The following is a 14,437-nucleotide window of genomic DNA, read 5'->3' as shown; positions in this document are numbered from 1 at the left end:
GGCCCGCGCTCGTATAGCTCCGAGGTCATGGTTGGGCAGGTTATTTCGTTGGAAAGGCGGAAAGGGGGCAATCGTCTGGCGCGGAGGCGTTGGTGGGTAGCGTCGCCGATGCGGCATAGCGACCGGCATGGCCGGCAAGGTCGTTCGTGACAGCCACCGTGACGGCCAGCTCGACTGGCGCGGTGGTCGCCGATAACGCCTGATCAAGTGGTGGCGCCAGCAGATAGCTCAGGCGCGAACCGCAAGGCTGGAACAGCACCTCGCCGTCCGCCTGCACGATATGGCCACGCCGATAGGCCGGCGGGGTGATCCGGCTGTAGTGGCCGGCCAGGGAGGCACCACCGCGACAGAAATACCCGGGGTCGAAGGCATCGTCGTCATCGGCCGGCCGGATATCGACCAGCCCATTGCCCGCGTGTTGCAGCAACAGGCTGGCGCCGGGGCGCCAGGCGTCCAGTGAGATTTTCAGGCCGTCGTCGTCGCGCACCGCATGGCCGACGAACCGGCAGGCATTGCGGTGATCGACGCTTTCGATGCTGACCCAATAGGCGTCGCCCGAAGGACCGATATCCAGCCACTCGGCGCCCTTGCGATACGACCCGGCAAAACCATGCGGGTCGACTGGCCCAAGGGGAGCCGATGGCGCGGGCTGGCAAGCGGCAAGCAGGGCAGCAAACGACAAGGGGACGAAACGGGCGTGCATGGGAAGACGTTAGCGCAACATGCCGGCAAAATCCCTCATCGCAGCTCAACACGGCTAAAATGCCGGCGTTTTCCCAGTCTGGACGCCCGGCGTGACTGCTGTTGCTTTCTCCGCTGCCGCATCCGATGTGGCCTTGGATGCCTTGTTCGTTCCTTTCCACACCGGCGCTGTGCGCTTGCCGGAGGATGGTCGCGTGCTGTTTCTGCGCGCGCGCGACGGGTTTGCCTTGCGCGAGATGGCTAAGCCGGGGTGGCTGTGCGAGCAGAGTTTCAAGCCGTTTGCGGACGCGTTGGAGCGCAGCCGGTTAGCGGTAGGCACCCCTGATCCGGAAGAACGCTTTTCGCTGGTGCTGCTGCTCCCACCACGTCAACGTGACGAGGCGCGGGCACTGTTCGCCCGCGCCTTGACCTTGACCGCGCCGGGTGGTCGCGTGGTTGCCTGCATGCCCAATAGCGAAGGTGGCAAGTCGGGCGAAAGCGATCTCGCCCAGTTGGCCGGTTCGATCGGCAGCCTGTCCAAGCATAAATGTCGGGTGTTCTGGACGCTGCCCGAATCGAGTACCCCGGATGCTGCGTTATGCGAGAACTGGCTGGAGCTCGATACGCCGCGCGAAAATACGGCGGGTTATCTCAGCCGGCCGGGCCTGTTTGCCTGGGATCGTGTGGATATCGCCTCGGCCCTGCTTGCGGAACATCTGCCGCCCGACCTCGCCGGTCGGGTTGCCGATATCGGTGCCGGCTACGGTTATTTGTCCGCGCAGGTATTAGCCCGTTGTACCGCGGTGACCTCGCTCGATCTGTTCGAAGCCGAAGCGCGAGCACTGGAACCGGCTCGCGGCAATCTGCAGGCTGCGATGCGCGAACGCGCATCCGTCATCCCGTTTGCGTTGCATTGGCACGATGTCACCAGCGGCTTGCCCAGACGCTACGACGTGATCGTGAGCAACCCACCATTCCATCAAGGCAAGGCCGACCTGCCGGAGTTGGGGCGTGCATTTATCCGCGTCGCCGCCGATGCGCTCGAGCGTGACGGACGCTTCTGGCTGGTGGCGAACCGGCACCTTCCCTACGAGGCCATTCTGGCCGAACGATTCCAAGAGGTACGTCAGATCGTGTTGCAGGATGGATTCAAAGTGATCGAAGCCCGCGGGGCGCGCCGATGAAACTGGTCAAGCTGATCGCCAATCTCGGCTACGGCAGTCGCAAGGAAGTGGCCTGGATGTTTCGCGAAGGCCGCGTCACGGATGCCGCTGGCGAAGTGCTGTACGCCGACGACAAGGTGGAGCACGAACACGTTCATATCGATGGCGAGCCGCTCGATCCGCCTGTCGGCATGGTGTTGATGATGAACAAGCCGCTGGGCGCTACCTGCTCGCGCAAGGACCAGGGCAGGGTGGTCTACGATCTGCTGCCGCCGCGCTATCGCGTGCGCGATCCCTCGTTGTCGACGGTAGGCCGCCTCGATCGCGATACCTCAGGCTTGTTGTTGTTTACCGACGATGGTGCGTTGCTGCATCGGATCATCTCGCCGCGCGCCGAAGTCACCAAGATCTACGAAGCCACGTTGGCGCAGGATCTACGTGGCGACGAAGCGGAGCTCTTCGCCAGCGGTACGTTGATGCTCGAATCGGAAACCACGCCGTTGGCGCCGGCACGCCTCGAAGTGCTTGAGCCACGCCTGGCACGGCTGACCGTGACCGAGGGCCGCTACCACCAGGTAAGGCGCATGTTCGCGGCCACCGGCAATCATGTCGATGCCTTGCGTCGCATAGCGGTTGGCGCTTTGCAGCTCGACGAGTTGCCGGCCGGCGAGTGGCGCATGCTCTCCGAAGCCGAGATAGCGAAAGTTTTTGCCGGTACGCCGGTGGTCTGATCCACCGCCCGAGCACCGCGCTACACTCGACGCTTCGTTGCAAGGGGTATGCCGCATGTTCAAGCGTTCCAAGTCGCTTTCGCTCGCCTTGAGCCTGGCTCTGGCCGGGTTCGCGTCCGTCTCGTTCGCCGCCGAGCCGACGGCGGTGGGTGATCCCACCTTCGCCAAGCTGGCCGATCATTATTTCGACGACTTCTACTTTCCCAACCAGCCGACCGCCGCCACATCGGCCGGTCTGCACCAGTACGACAGCCAGCTCGAAGATTATTCGCGCAAGGGCGAAGAAGAGACCGTCAAGGCGCTCCGGCAGTGGGAAGCGAAGTTTGCCGCGATCGACGCGGGCAAGCTCAGCGAGCAGGCGCGTGGCGATCTCGAACTGGTGCTGGCCAATATCCGTGGCCGCCTGCTGATGCTCGACCAGGTGCGCTGGTGGGAGACCAATCCGGACAACTATTCCAGCGGCATTACCGGCAGTGCATTCACCCTGATGTCGCGCAAATTCGCCTCGCCTGACGATCGCCTGAAAGTGCTGATCGAGCGCGAGAAGAAGATGCCGCAGGTACTGGCCGAGGCGCGCAAGAACCTCAAGAATCCGCCGAAGATATATACCGAGATTGCGCTGGAACAACTTCCCGGTCTGATCGATTTTTTCGGCAAGGACGTGCCTTCGGCCTTTACCGAGGCCACCGATGCCAAGCTGAAAGAGCAGTTTGCGCAGAGCAATGCGGCAGTCATCCAGGCTCTGAAGGACTATCAGCAGTGGATCAAGACCGATCTGCTGCCGCGCTCGCATGGCGACTTCCGCATCGGCGCCGACGCGTTCCGCAAAAAGCTGGCCTATGACGAAATGGTCGACACGCCGCTGGACAAGCTGGTGGCGATCGATATGGAAGACATGCACAGGAATCAGGCCGAGTTCGCCAAGGTGGCCAAGGAACTCGATCCGAAGAAAACCCCGGCGCAGGTGTTGGCAGAGCTGGGGGCCGATCATCCCGAGCGCGCACAACTGCTCGACACGTTCCGCGGCACGTTCGCCAAGCTGATCGATTTTATCCAGAGCCATCACATCATCAGCATTCCCTCGCAGGTGCAGCCGATCCTGGAGGAGACGCCGCCGTTCGAGCGTGCGACGACATTCGCGTCGATGGACACGCCGGGGCCGTTCGAGAAGGTGGCCAAGGAAGCCTATTTCAACGTCACGCTGCCGGATCCGTCGTGGAGCAAGCAGGAAACCGACGAGTTCATGGCCCAGTTCAGCTACCCGGTCATCAACAACGTTGCCGTGCATGAAGCCTATCCCGGGCACTACGTGCAGTTCCTGTGGATGCACGATATCCACGATCGCGTGCGCCAGCTGCTGGGCTCGTCGAGCAATGCCGAAGGCTGGGCGCATTACAGCGAGCAGATGATGCTCGACCAGGGCCTGGCCCAGGCGATGTATCCGAACGACGTGCACCAGCAGCAGCGCCTGAAGCTGGGGCAGTTGCAGGACGCGCTGCTGCGTAACGCGCGCTTTATCGCCGGCATCAAGATGCACACCGGTCAGATGACCTTCGAGCAGGCGGTCGACTTTTTCGTGAAGGAAGGCTACCAGTCGCATGCGGTAGGCGTGGTGGAGGCCAAGCGCGGCACCTCCGATCCGACCTATCTCTATTACACCCTGGGCAAGCTGCAGATCCTGAAGCTTCGCCAGGACGTAATGGCCAGGCAGGGCAAGGATTTCAATCTCGAACAATTCCACGATGCTTTCATGAAGCAGGGCTTTGCGCCGATCAAGATCGTGCGCCGCGCCATGCTGCATGACGACTCGCCGACGCTGTGATGCTTCGCCAAGGCGGCGTCACTGCCGCCTTGGGAGTGGGCACAACGCCCCTATATCGGCTCCATGCGCATATTCACCTTCGATAACAGCTTTATCCGTGAGCTTCCCGGCGACCCCGAGCAGGGCCCGCGAGTACGCCAGGTCGACGGCGCCCTGCATTCGGCGGTATCGCCCGCGGCCGTGTCCTCGCCCCATGTGTTGGCTTATTCCGCAGAGATGGCCACCACACTGGGTTTCACGCCAGAAGACATCGCCAGTGATGACTTTGCGCGAACTTTCGGCGGCAATGCATTGCTGCCAGGCATGCAGCCGTATGCGACCAACTATGGTGGTCATCAGTTCGGCGTATGGGCGGACCAACTGGGCGACGGTCGCGCCATTTCACTGGGCGAGCTGATTACCGAGGCGGGACAGCGCTGGGAGCTTCAACTGAAAGGTGCCGGGCGCACGCCCTATTCGCGTGGCGCCGACGGGCGTGCCGTGTTGCGCTCGTCCGTTCGCGAGTTCCTTTGCAGTGAAGCGATGCATCACCTGGGTGTGCCGACAACGCGTGCGCTGAGTCTGGTGACTACGGGGGATGCGATCGAGCGCGATATGTTCTACGACGGGCATCCGCGCGATGAACCCGGCGCCATCGTCTGTCGCGTCGCGCCGTCATTCATCCGTTTCGGTCATTTCGAGCTGCCCTCGTCTCGCGGGGATACGGCGCTGCTCAAGCAATTGGTGGATTTCACCATCCGCCGCGATTTTCCCGAGCTGGAAGGCGAGGGTGCGGCCTTGTACGCCGATTGGTTCAAGCAGGTGTGCGAGCGCACGGCGATCCTGATGGCGCACTGGATGCGCGTCGGCTTCGTGCATGGCGTGATGAATACGGACAATATGTCGATCCTCGGTCTCACCATCGACTATGGTCCCTACGGTTGGCTGGAGGATTTCGATCCGGACTGGACGCCCAACACCACCGACGCCGGCCGTCGCCGATATCGCTATGGCCAGCAGCCAAACGTCGCCTGGTGGAATCTCAGCCGCTTGGCAGGCGCGCTTGCTCCGTTGTTTGACGGCACCGAAGCGTTGCAGGCGGGGCTCGATCACTACGCGGCGGTCTATCAGTCGCGTGATCGCGCGCATATGTCGGCCAAGCTGGGCTTGGAAACGATTCGCGACGAGGACATGGCGCTGGCGCAATCGCTGCATGAGTTGTTGCATCAGGCTGAAGTCGATATGACGTTGTTCTTTCGCGGGTTGGGTGATATCGATCTGGCAGCGCCTTCGTTGGAGCCGGTGCGGGAGGCGTTTTATGACGATGCGAAGCGTGAGCAATGTGCGCCTGCGTTCGATGCGTGGCTGATGCAGTATGCGCAGCGGGTGGCGCTGGATGGCGTGCCCGACGCGTTGCGGCGTGAGCGCATGCGTGCGGTGAATCCGCGTTATGTGTTGCGCAATTATCTGGCGCAGGAGGCGATCGATCTGGCCGAGCAGGGGGATGCGTCTGGGATCTACGCGTTGCTTGATGTTTTGCGGCGGCCTTATGAGGATCAGCCGGGGATGGAGCGGTTTGCCGGGCGGCGGCCGGAGTGGGCGCGGGTGAGGGCGGGGTGTTCGATGTTGTCGTGTAGCTCGTGATTGACTTGAGTTACCTCAACGCTCTCTATCTCGTCATCCCCGCGTAGGCGGGGACCCAGTGGCTTTGGTTGTCGGTTGTCGCGAGAGCGCGCATCGCTCTGGTTCTGCGTTTAGGCTAGAAAGTCGCCTTTGGCGTGTTTCGCCGACCTGCCGGTCGCCGAGTTACTTTCTTTGCTTGTCCAAAGAAAGCTAACCAAAGAAACGACACCCCTAGTCCGCCGTCCTTCGGACCGTGAGGTCTGGCCGGGCTTTAGGACGGGACATCCGTGTCCCGTCCTAAAGGCATCGACGTCCTGTCGATGCCCCCTTCGGGGCCTGATCGTCCAAACCTCACTCGGCTCCCGAGGGGGCCCGAAGAGCTGACCGCTCGCTACGCATCGCTTGCCAAGAGCAAAGCTCAACCCCCAACCTCGCTCCATCTCCCCTATCCGTCATTCCGGCGCAGGCCGGAATCCATCCCTCAAGGTTTCCGCTTGCGACATGTCGTCTGACGAGCGAGAGCCTGAGGAGTAGATTCCGGCCTGCGCCGGAATGACGAGAGGGGTAGGCGAGGGTGAGGGGACACCTTAAGTCCTCACCGCCACGACGCCTCGCGCACCAATCCGGCGTACATCAGAAGCGCCAGAAGTGTCCCCTGTCGATTCGAGTAGACGGCACGAACGGTTTTATCTCTCAATGCTGCTCAGAGCCTTGGCTCTAAAGGCCATTTCTCTCGGGTTACTTTCTCTTTACTCCGGACCTAAAGGTCCTTCGCCCTCCGGGTCGGCTTCGCCGTTCGCACTGCGTGCGTGGGCCAGCAAAGAGAAAGTGACTCGGACGCCGGCAGGCGTTCGAAACGCCCGCTGCGTAAGCGGCCAGGTCGCCCGAACACACAGGCAAGAACGAGACACTCACGTCAAAAGGCTTCCGGCCTACGCCGGAATGACGAAGTAGGACGGGCTGCGTAAGCGATCAGATCACCCCTCCATTTGCCGCCCCTCACAAAACCCCGTATAGTCCACTCCACTGTGTTAATGCGTTAGTACATTATGAAGCGTCGCTCCCTAGACCCCCAGCTCCCCGCCGAGTCCGCCGAACTAGGCCTCTGCGAAGCCCTGCTGTCGTTGAAAAACCCGGAGGAAATGTCCGCCTTCCTGCACGACCTGTGCACCCCGGCGGAGCTGGAAGTGCTGGTGGACCGATGGCGGGTGGTGCCGCACCTGCTCGACGGGGTTTCCTACCGGGAGATCCACGAGCTCACCGCCGTCAGCATCACCACGATCGGGCGAGTCGCCCGGTATCTGAATCAGGGCAATGGCGGCTACCTCGCCGCCGCGGCTCGTGCAGCACGGCGTCGCGCCGCACAGAAGAGAGTACGGGCATGAGTACGAGGGATCGTTTGCGTATAGCGATGCAGAAGTCCGGCCGGTTGACCGAGCCGGCATTGGAACTGCTCAATCGCTGCGGACTCAGCTTTCGGCAGAGTCGCGACAAGCTTTTCTGCTTCGGCGAAGGCGAGCCGGTCGACCTGCTACTGGTGCGTGACGACGATATCCCCGCGTTGATCGCCCAGGGCGTCTGCGACCTGGGTATCGTCGGGCGCAATGTGCTCAACGAATACTCCCAGTCCGCTGGCCGCGATGCGGCTTTGGCGGAGTGGCGTCAGCTCGGCTTCGGCCGTTGCAGGCTGTCGATCGCCGTGCCGCAGGAGATGGCCTATGAGCGGCCAGAGCAGCTCGGCGGCTTGCGCATTGCGACGTCCTATCCGGGGTTGCTTGGGGAATGGCTGCGGACGCACGGTATCGACGCCGGCGTGGTGACCTTGGCCGGTTCGGTCGAAATCGCGCCACGGCTGGGCACGGCCGACGCCATCTGCGATCTGGTGCAAAGCGGCGGTACCCTGGTGGCCAATCAACTGCGCGAGACGGACGTCATCCTGCAAAGCGAGGCGGTCCTCGCCGGGCCGCGTACGCTGCCTTCCGATGAGCGTGGCGACATGATCGAGTTGTTGTTCAAGCGGCTCGATGGCGTCATTCAGGTGCGCGAATCGCGCCTGCTGCTCCTGCAGACTTCGCGCGGTTCGCTCGATGCAGTGACGCGTTTGTTGCCGGGTGGTCCGCAGCCGACCTTGCTGCCGGTGGCGGGGCAACCCGATCAATTGATGCTGCAGGCGCTTTGCGCAGGCGAAGTGAGCTGGCGACAGCTTGAAGAAATCAAGAAAGCCGGCGCGCGCGAGATGTTCGTGCTGCCGGTCGAGAAGATGCTGGCATGAAACGATTGAACTGGTCCGATCTGGACGAAAATGCACGACGCGATGCCTTGGCGCGCCCTCTGCAATCGCGCGCCGAGACATTGCGCGACGGTGTCGCGCGAATCATCGCCGAGGTGCGAGGGCGTGGCGACGAAGCCTTGTTCGAACTGACCGCGCGCTACGACGGATGCTCGCTCGATACGTTGGCCGTGCAACCGGAGGAATTCATCGCCGCCGAGGCCGCGCTCGATGCGGATCTGAAAGCAGCGATTCGCGAGGCCGCGGAACGTATCGACACGTTTCATCGCGCGGCGGCGCCGCAACCGGTCGGTATCGATACCGCACCCGGCGTGCGCGTCGAGCGCATGTTGCGGCCGATTCGCCGTGTCGGGCTGTATGTGCCGGCAGGGACCGCGCCGCTGCCGTCGACTGCCTTGATGCTGGGCGTGCCCGCGCATATCGCCGGTTGCTCGGAAATCACGCTGTGCTCGCCGGCCCGCGCCGATGGCCGTTGTGACGAGGCGGTGTTGTATGCGGCGCAGGTGACCGGCGTGCACAAGGTGTTCAAGCTCGGTGGTGCGCAGGCTATTGCTGCCATGGCCTATGGCACGGCGTCCGTGCCCAGGAGCGACAAGTTGTTTGGGCCGGGCAATGCCTGGGTTACCGAAGCAAAGCTGCAGGTGTCGGGCGATCCCGAGGGCGCGGCGATCGACATGCCCGCCGGCCCTTCGGAAGTACTGGTGATCGCCGATGCGCAGGCCTATCCGCCGTTCGTTGCCGCCGATCTTCTCTCGCAAGCCGAGCATGGTCCCGATTCCCAGGTGATCCTGCTGTCCGATTCGCGCGCCTTGCTTGAAGCCGTTGCGCTGGAGGTGGATCGTCAGTGCGCGTTGTTGCCGCGCGCATCCACAGCGACCCAGGCCCTGGCACAAAGTCGCCTGATCGAAGTGACATCGCTGGCGCAAGCCGTCGACGTGAGTAACCGCTACGCGCCCGAACACCTGATTCTTCAGGTGACCGATCCGCGCGCCTTGCTCGACGGTATCGAAAGCGCCGGTTCCATTTTCCTGGGCGCGTGGACGCCCGAATCCGTGGGCGACTACTGCAGCGGCAGCAACCACGTTCTGCCAACCTATGGTTATGCGCGTAGCTACAGCGGCGTCTCGGTGGCAAGTTTCCAGAAACAGATCACCGTACAGGAGCTGAGTGAAGACGGCTTGCGCGCCATTGGCCCCTGTACCGCCATCCTTGCGCAGGCCGAGCAGCTCGAAGCGCATCGCCGCGCGGTGACGCTGCGGTTGGAGCGTCTGCAGGCGCAGGAGTCGGCGGCATGAGCGTGCTCGATCTGGCCCGGCCGGAATTGTTGAAGATGAAGGCGTACTCGTCCGCGCGAACCGAAGCCAGCGGCGGCGAGGTGTTTCTCAATGCCAATGAATCGGCCTGGCCCTCGTATGGCGAGAAAGGTCCGTTCCACCGTTATCCCGATCCGCAACCGGCGGCCTTGCTCGACCAGCTGGCTGCGCTCTATGGCGTAACGCGCGATCGCATCCTGGTCGGTCGTGGCAGCGACGAGGCAATCGATCTGCTGATACGCGCTTTCTGCCGGGCCGGGCAGGATGCGATCCTGATTCAACCGCCCACCTTCGGCATGTACGCGATTTGTGCCCAGGTGCAGAACGCCGGCATCGTCGAGGTGCTTCTGGACGAGCAGTTCCAGGTCGACGCCAACGCCGTGCTGGCCGGCATGACGGACGCCGTCAAGCTGGTCTTCGTCTGCAGCCCCAACAATCCCAGCGGGCAGCGTGTATCGCGAGAGACGATCGTTACGCTCGCCGAAGCGCTTGCAGGCCGCGCCGTACTAGTGGTCGATGAGGCATACGCCGAGTTCGCCGATGAAGACGATGCCAGCGTGATCGATCTGCTGGACCGTTACGAACACATGGTTGTCCTGCGGACCTTGTCCAAGGCCTGGGCCTTGGCCGGCGCGCGCGTCGGTAGCGTACTGGCCGCACCGGCGGTGATCGATCTGCTGCGCAAGATACTGCCGCCATATCCCGTACCGACGCCTTGCCTGGATGCCGCATTACACGCACTTTCGCCGCAAGGTCGAAAAGCCGTGGCGGAGCAGATTCGCCTGGTACGCGAGCAGCGCTACGAGATGGCGGTGGCCTTGCTCAGCACACCTGGTGTGCGCGAGGTGCTGCCATCGGTGACCAATTTCCTCACCGTGCGTCTGGATGATGCGGCGGCCGCCTACCGGCGCTTGTTCGATGCGGGCATCGTCGTGCGCGACGTACGTCGTTATCCGGGCCTGAGCGATGCCTTGCGCATCACCATCGGTACGCCCGATGAAAACCAGCGCGTTCTGGCCGTGCTGCAAGGGGTGACGGCATGAGCCGCAAGCTGCTTTTTGTCGATCGCGACGGTTGCCTGATCGAGGAACCGGCGGACGAGCAGATCGACAGCTACGAAAAACTCAGTCTGCTGCCGGGCGTGGTCGCTGCGCTGCAACGTTTTGTCGCTTCTGGCTACGAGCTGGTCATGGTGACCAATCAGGACGGCCTGGGTACCGAACGCTTTCCCGAGCCGAGCTTCACGGGGCCGCACGAGTTGATGCTGCGCATTTTCGAAAGCCAAGGCGTGCGCTTTCGCGAGGTCCTGATCGATCGGAGTTTCCCGGCCGATGGTTTGGATACGCGCAAACCTGGCGTCGGTCTGGTGCGCCACTATCTGGCCGATGACGACTGGAGTCGCGCCGCCTCGCTGATGGTGGGCGATCGCGAAACCGATCTGCAATTTGCCGCCAATCTCGGCGTGCGCGGGTGGCGTGTTGGTCCTCACGGGATCAACTGGACCGAACTGGCGCATCAGGTGCTCGACGCGCCGCGCATTGCGCAGGTTACGCGCCGTACCAAGGAAACGCGCATCACGGTCGGAGTAAACCTCGACCAGGTTGCCGAACCCAAGGTGCACACCGGCCTGGGCTTTTTCGATCATATGGTCGAGCAGTTGGGCAAGCATGGCGGCTTCGCGCTGACCCTCAATTGTGAGGGCGATATCCACATCGACGAACATCACACGATCGAAGACTGCGCGCTGGCGCTGGGTGCGGCGCTGAAGCAGGCATTGGGCGACAAGCGCGGCATCGGCCGTTACGGTTTCACGTTGCCGATGGACGAGACCCAGGCCAGTGCCGCGCTGGATCTGTCCGGCCGTCCCTACTTCGTTTTCGAAGGCGTACTGCCGCGTGATCAGGTGGGCCAGATGCCGACCGAGCTGCTGCCGCATTTCTTTCGATCGCTGTGCGAGACGCTCGGTGCGAACTTGCACTTGAGCGTGCATGGCGAGAATGCGCATCACATGATCGAGGCCTGTTTCAAGGCGGTGGCGCGTTGTCTGCGCCAGGCGATCCGGCGCGAGGGCAGTGATCTGCCAAGCACCAAGGGCGCGCTGTAATGGCCGTGGTACTGGTCGATGCCGGTGGCACCAATATCGGCTCGGTGCGCTATGCCTTGCAGCGACTGGGCGTGGATGCTGCCTTGACCTCGGACGCAGCAACCATTCGCGCAGCCGACAAGGTGATCCTGCCGGGTGTGGGCGCTGCGGGTCCGGGCATGGCGCGGCTGCGGGAATTGAACCTGGTCGACACGATCCGTTCACTGACGCAGCCGGTTCTTGGTGTTTGCCTTGGCATGCAGTTGCTTTGCGAGCACTCGGAAGAGGCCGATGTCGATTGCCTGGGTGTGGTGCCTGCCCAGGTCCGGCGCTTTCACGCGACGGACGGCATGCGCGTCCCGCATATGGGCTGGAACCGACTCGACGCGCAGGGCGAGCATCCGTTGCTGGCTGGGTTGGGGCGCGATGACTACGCCTATTTCGTTCACAGCTATGCGGTCCCGGTGGGCGACTACAGTCTTGCGACCACGAATTACGGTGGCGATTTTTCAGCGGTCATCGCCAACGGCAATTTTCATGGCATGCAGTTTCATCCGGAGCGCTCGGCACGTGTCGGCGCTCGTTTGTTGGGGAATTTTCTTTCGCTATGACGTTTACCGTGATACCCGCGATCGACCTGCGTGGCGGCCGCGTTGTACGGCTCAAGCAAGGCGACTACGCTCAAGAAACTCGCTATGACAGCACGCCGGCCGAACTCGCTGCGCGTTACCTGCAAGCCGGCGCGCAGTGGCTGCATATGGTCGATCTGGACGGTGCACGTTCGGGTGACCTGGAAAACCTGAGTGCGATCGAAGCGATTGCCGCGTCGGGGTTGCGTATCCAGGCCGGCGGCGGCGTGCGTGGCGAAGCCGATGTGCGGCGTTTGTTCGACGCCGGTGTGGCACGCGTCGTCGTCGGTAGCGTGGCCATGCGTGAGCCTGACCTTGTCGGACAGTGGCTATCCGCATTCGGTGCCGAGCGCCTTACCATCGCGCTCGATACCCGTTGGCACGAGGGTCGCTGGGCCTTGCCCAGCGCGGGCTGGACAGCGTTGGAAGCCGGTCAACTCGACGACCTGGCGCCCTGGTACGAAACGCACGGTGCCCGGCATCTGTTATGTACCGACATCGATCGCGACGGCATGCTCAGCGGGTTCAATCTCGAGCTGTATCGCCATCTGCATGCGCTTGCACCGACACTGACGATCCAGGCATCCGGTGGCGTGCGTTCCATCGCGGATATCGTCGCAGCACGCGACGCGGGCGCTGAAGCGGTGATTCTCGGTCGGGCGCTATTGGAAGGGCGCTTTACTCTCGAGGAGGCGCTGGCGTGTTGAGTCGTCGCATCATTCCCTGTCTTGACGTGCGTGATGGCAAGGTCGTCAAGGGCGTGCGTTTTCGCGACCATGTCGTCATGGGCGATATCGTCGATCTGGCACTGCGCTATCGCGACGAAGGTGCGGACGAACTGGTGTTCTACGACATCACTGCCAGTCCGCAGGCGCGTAGCGTCGATCGCAGTTGGGTAGAACGCGTCGCACAGGTGATCGATATTCCATTCTGCGTGGCCGGTGGTATCCGCAACGTCGAACAGGCGCGTGACGTGCTTTATGCCGGTGCCGACAAGATATCGGTCAATTCGCCTGCGTTGGAACGTCCCGAGCTGATCGGTGAACTGGCCGCTGCGTTCGGTGTGCAATGCGTGGTGGTCGGCATCGACAGCCTGCGTGACGCGGACGGCGAGTGGCGGGTACGCCAATACACCGGCGATCCGGACAAGACCCAGGCCTTGCCACGCCGTACGCTCGATTGGATGGATGAAGCACAGCAGCGCGGCGCGGGTGAGATCGTACTCAACTGCATGGGCAGCGATGGCGTGCGCGAAGGCTACGATCTGGAGCAACTGGCTGTCGCGCGTTCGCTTTGCCATGTACCGCTGATTGCTTCGGGTGGTGCGGGCGAACCCGGCCATTTCCTCGACGTATTTGAAAGCACCGACGTGGATGGCGCGCTGGCTGCCAGCGTGTTTCATTCCGGCAGCATCTCGATTCCCGCACTCAAGCAGTTCCTGCGCGAACGCTCCGTGGACGTCCGTTTATGAAGACATCGATCGATCCGGCGGCACTGGACTGGGCCAAAGGCGACGGCCTGTTGCCCGCAGTGGTTCAGCACTACCTGAGCGGTGAAGTGCTGATGCTGGGCTATATGAATCGCGAGGCGCTGGAGCAGACGCTTCGCGACGGCAAGGTCACGTTCTATAGCCGCAGCAAGGCGCGGTTGTGGACCAAGGGCGAGAGCTCAGGCCATGTGCTGGCATGGAAGTCGGTGCGCATCGATTGCGATGCCGACACGTTGTTGATCGGTGCGGAGCCGCATGGGCCGACCTGTCATCTCGGAACGTCCAGTTGCTTTGGCCAGAGCGAAGAGGTTCGGCCGCCGCTGGGCTTTCTGGCCGAGCTGGATGCCCTGGTGGCGCAGCGGGACGCCGAGCGTCCTGCCGGCAGCTACACCACGCAATTGTTCGAGGGTGGGGTTCGTCGTATTGCGCAGAAGGTGGGCGAGGAAGGCGTGGAGACGGCCTTGGCTGCGGCGGTGCAGGGTGATGAGGAATTGCTCGGCGAGGCGGCCGATTTGCTGTTTCATCTGACGGTGTTGTTGCGTGCCAGAGGGCTGGGGCTTGCCGATGCCGTGAGCGTGCTGGCCAAGCGGCATGCAGTGCGTGGGTAGTGATGGGGTGAGGGGGCCGGGTGCTC

General features: G+C 62.8%; 14 protein-coding genes. 13 read left to right on the top strand and 1 reads right to left on the bottom strand.

Going from position 1 to position 14,437, the window contains the following annotated elements:
* Positions 1-40: 40 nt before the first annotated feature.
* Positions 41-703, bottom strand: a complete 663-nt coding sequence (locus ACZ6WW_RS17290) for a hypothetical protein (RefSeq protein WP_465275282.1) — start codon at positions 701-703, stop codon at positions 41-43.
* Positions 704-794: 91 nt separating this feature from the next.
* Here ACZ6WW_RS17290 and ACZ6WW_RS17285 point away from each other — a divergent pair, with 91 nt between their 5' ends.
* From ACZ6WW_RS17285 to hisIE, 13 genes are all read left to right on the top strand, one after another.
* Positions 795-1,865, top strand: a complete 1,071-nt coding sequence (locus ACZ6WW_RS17285; RefSeq protein WP_465275281.1) for a class I SAM-dependent methyltransferase — start codon at positions 795-797, stop codon at positions 1,863-1,865.
* Positions 1,862-2,575, top strand: coding sequence for a pseudouridine synthase (locus ACZ6WW_RS17280; protein WP_465275280.1), 714 nt, complete (start codon positions 1,862-1,864; stop codon positions 2,573-2,575). The genes ACZ6WW_RS17285 and ACZ6WW_RS17280 overlap by 4 nt, the downstream gene beginning before the upstream one ends.
* Positions 2,576-2,630: 55 nt before the next feature.
* Entirely contained in the window at positions 2,631-4,397 is a 1,767-nt protein-coding gene (locus tag ACZ6WW_RS17275) for a DUF885 domain-containing protein (protein WP_465275279.1), read from the top strand.
* Positions 4,398-4,460: 63 nt separating this feature from the next.
* On the top strand, positions 4,461-6,020 hold the full coding sequence (locus tag ACZ6WW_RS17270; RefSeq protein WP_465275278.1) for a protein adenylyltransferase SelO: 1,560 nt from the start codon (positions 4,461-4,463) through the stop codon (positions 6,018-6,020).
* Between the two features lie 1,028 nt (positions 6,021-7,048).
* The gene (locus ACZ6WW_RS17265; RefSeq protein WP_281849475.1) at positions 7,049-7,384 is read left to right on the top strand and encodes a YerC/YecD family TrpR-related protein; all 336 of its coding nucleotides are present in this window, start codon (positions 7,049-7,051) and stop codon (positions 7,382-7,384) included.
* Positions 7,381-8,271, top strand: a complete 891-nt coding sequence (hisG, locus tag ACZ6WW_RS17260; RefSeq protein WP_465275277.1) for an ATP phosphoribosyltransferase — start codon at positions 7,381-7,383, stop codon at positions 8,269-8,271. Before ACZ6WW_RS17265 ends, hisG begins: the two co-directional genes overlap by 4 nt.
* Complete coding sequence (gene hisD, locus ACZ6WW_RS17255) at positions 8,268-9,584, top strand: histidinol dehydrogenase (RefSeq protein ID WP_465275276.1); 1,317 nt, start codon at positions 8,268-8,270, stop codon at positions 9,582-9,584. The genes hisG and hisD overlap by 4 nt, the downstream gene beginning before the upstream one ends.
* Positions 9,581-10,645, top strand: coding sequence for a histidinol-phosphate transaminase (gene hisC / locus ACZ6WW_RS17250; protein WP_465275275.1), 1,065 nt, complete (start codon positions 9,581-9,583; stop codon positions 10,643-10,645). The genes hisD and hisC overlap by 4 nt, the downstream gene beginning before the upstream one ends.
* A complete protein-coding gene (gene hisB, locus ACZ6WW_RS17245; RefSeq protein WP_465275274.1) occupies positions 10,642-11,706 on the top strand; it encodes a bifunctional histidinol-phosphatase/imidazoleglycerol-phosphate dehydratase HisB in 1,065 nt (354 codons plus the stop codon). The genes hisC and hisB overlap by 4 nt, the downstream gene beginning before the upstream one ends.
* Positions 11,706-12,296 carry an imidazole glycerol phosphate synthase subunit HisH gene (hisH, locus tag ACZ6WW_RS17240; RefSeq protein WP_465275273.1) on the top strand — a complete coding sequence of 197 codons (591 nt, stop codon included), beginning with the start codon at positions 11,706-11,708 and terminating at the stop codon, positions 12,294-12,296. The genes hisB and hisH overlap by 1 nt, the downstream gene beginning before the upstream one ends.
* A complete protein-coding gene (locus tag ACZ6WW_RS17235) occupies positions 12,293-13,021 on the top strand; it encodes a 1-(5-phosphoribosyl)-5-[(5-phosphoribosylamino)methylideneamino]imidazole-4-carboxamide isomerase (RefSeq protein WP_465275272.1) in 729 nt (242 codons plus the stop codon). Before hisH ends, ACZ6WW_RS17235 begins: the two co-directional genes overlap by 4 nt.
* Complete coding sequence (hisF, locus tag ACZ6WW_RS17230; RefSeq protein ID WP_465275271.1) at positions 13,015-13,785, top strand: imidazole glycerol phosphate synthase subunit HisF; 771 nt, start codon at positions 13,015-13,017, stop codon at positions 13,783-13,785. The genes ACZ6WW_RS17235 and hisF overlap by 7 nt, the downstream gene beginning before the upstream one ends.
* Positions 13,782-14,411: a bifunctional phosphoribosyl-AMP cyclohydrolase/phosphoribosyl-ATP diphosphatase HisIE gene (gene hisIE / locus ACZ6WW_RS17225; protein WP_465275270.1), complete on the top strand. Its 630-nt coding sequence runs from the start codon at positions 13,782-13,784 to the stop codon at positions 14,409-14,411. The genes hisF and hisIE overlap by 4 nt, the downstream gene beginning before the upstream one ends.
* The last annotated feature ends 26 nt before the right edge of the window (positions 14,412-14,437 follow it).

The organism is Dyella sp. NPDC103356 (assembly GCF_055584465.1).
The sequence above is the reverse complement of the archived record's forward strand: the minus strand, read 5'-3'. Positions and strand labels throughout refer to the sequence as shown.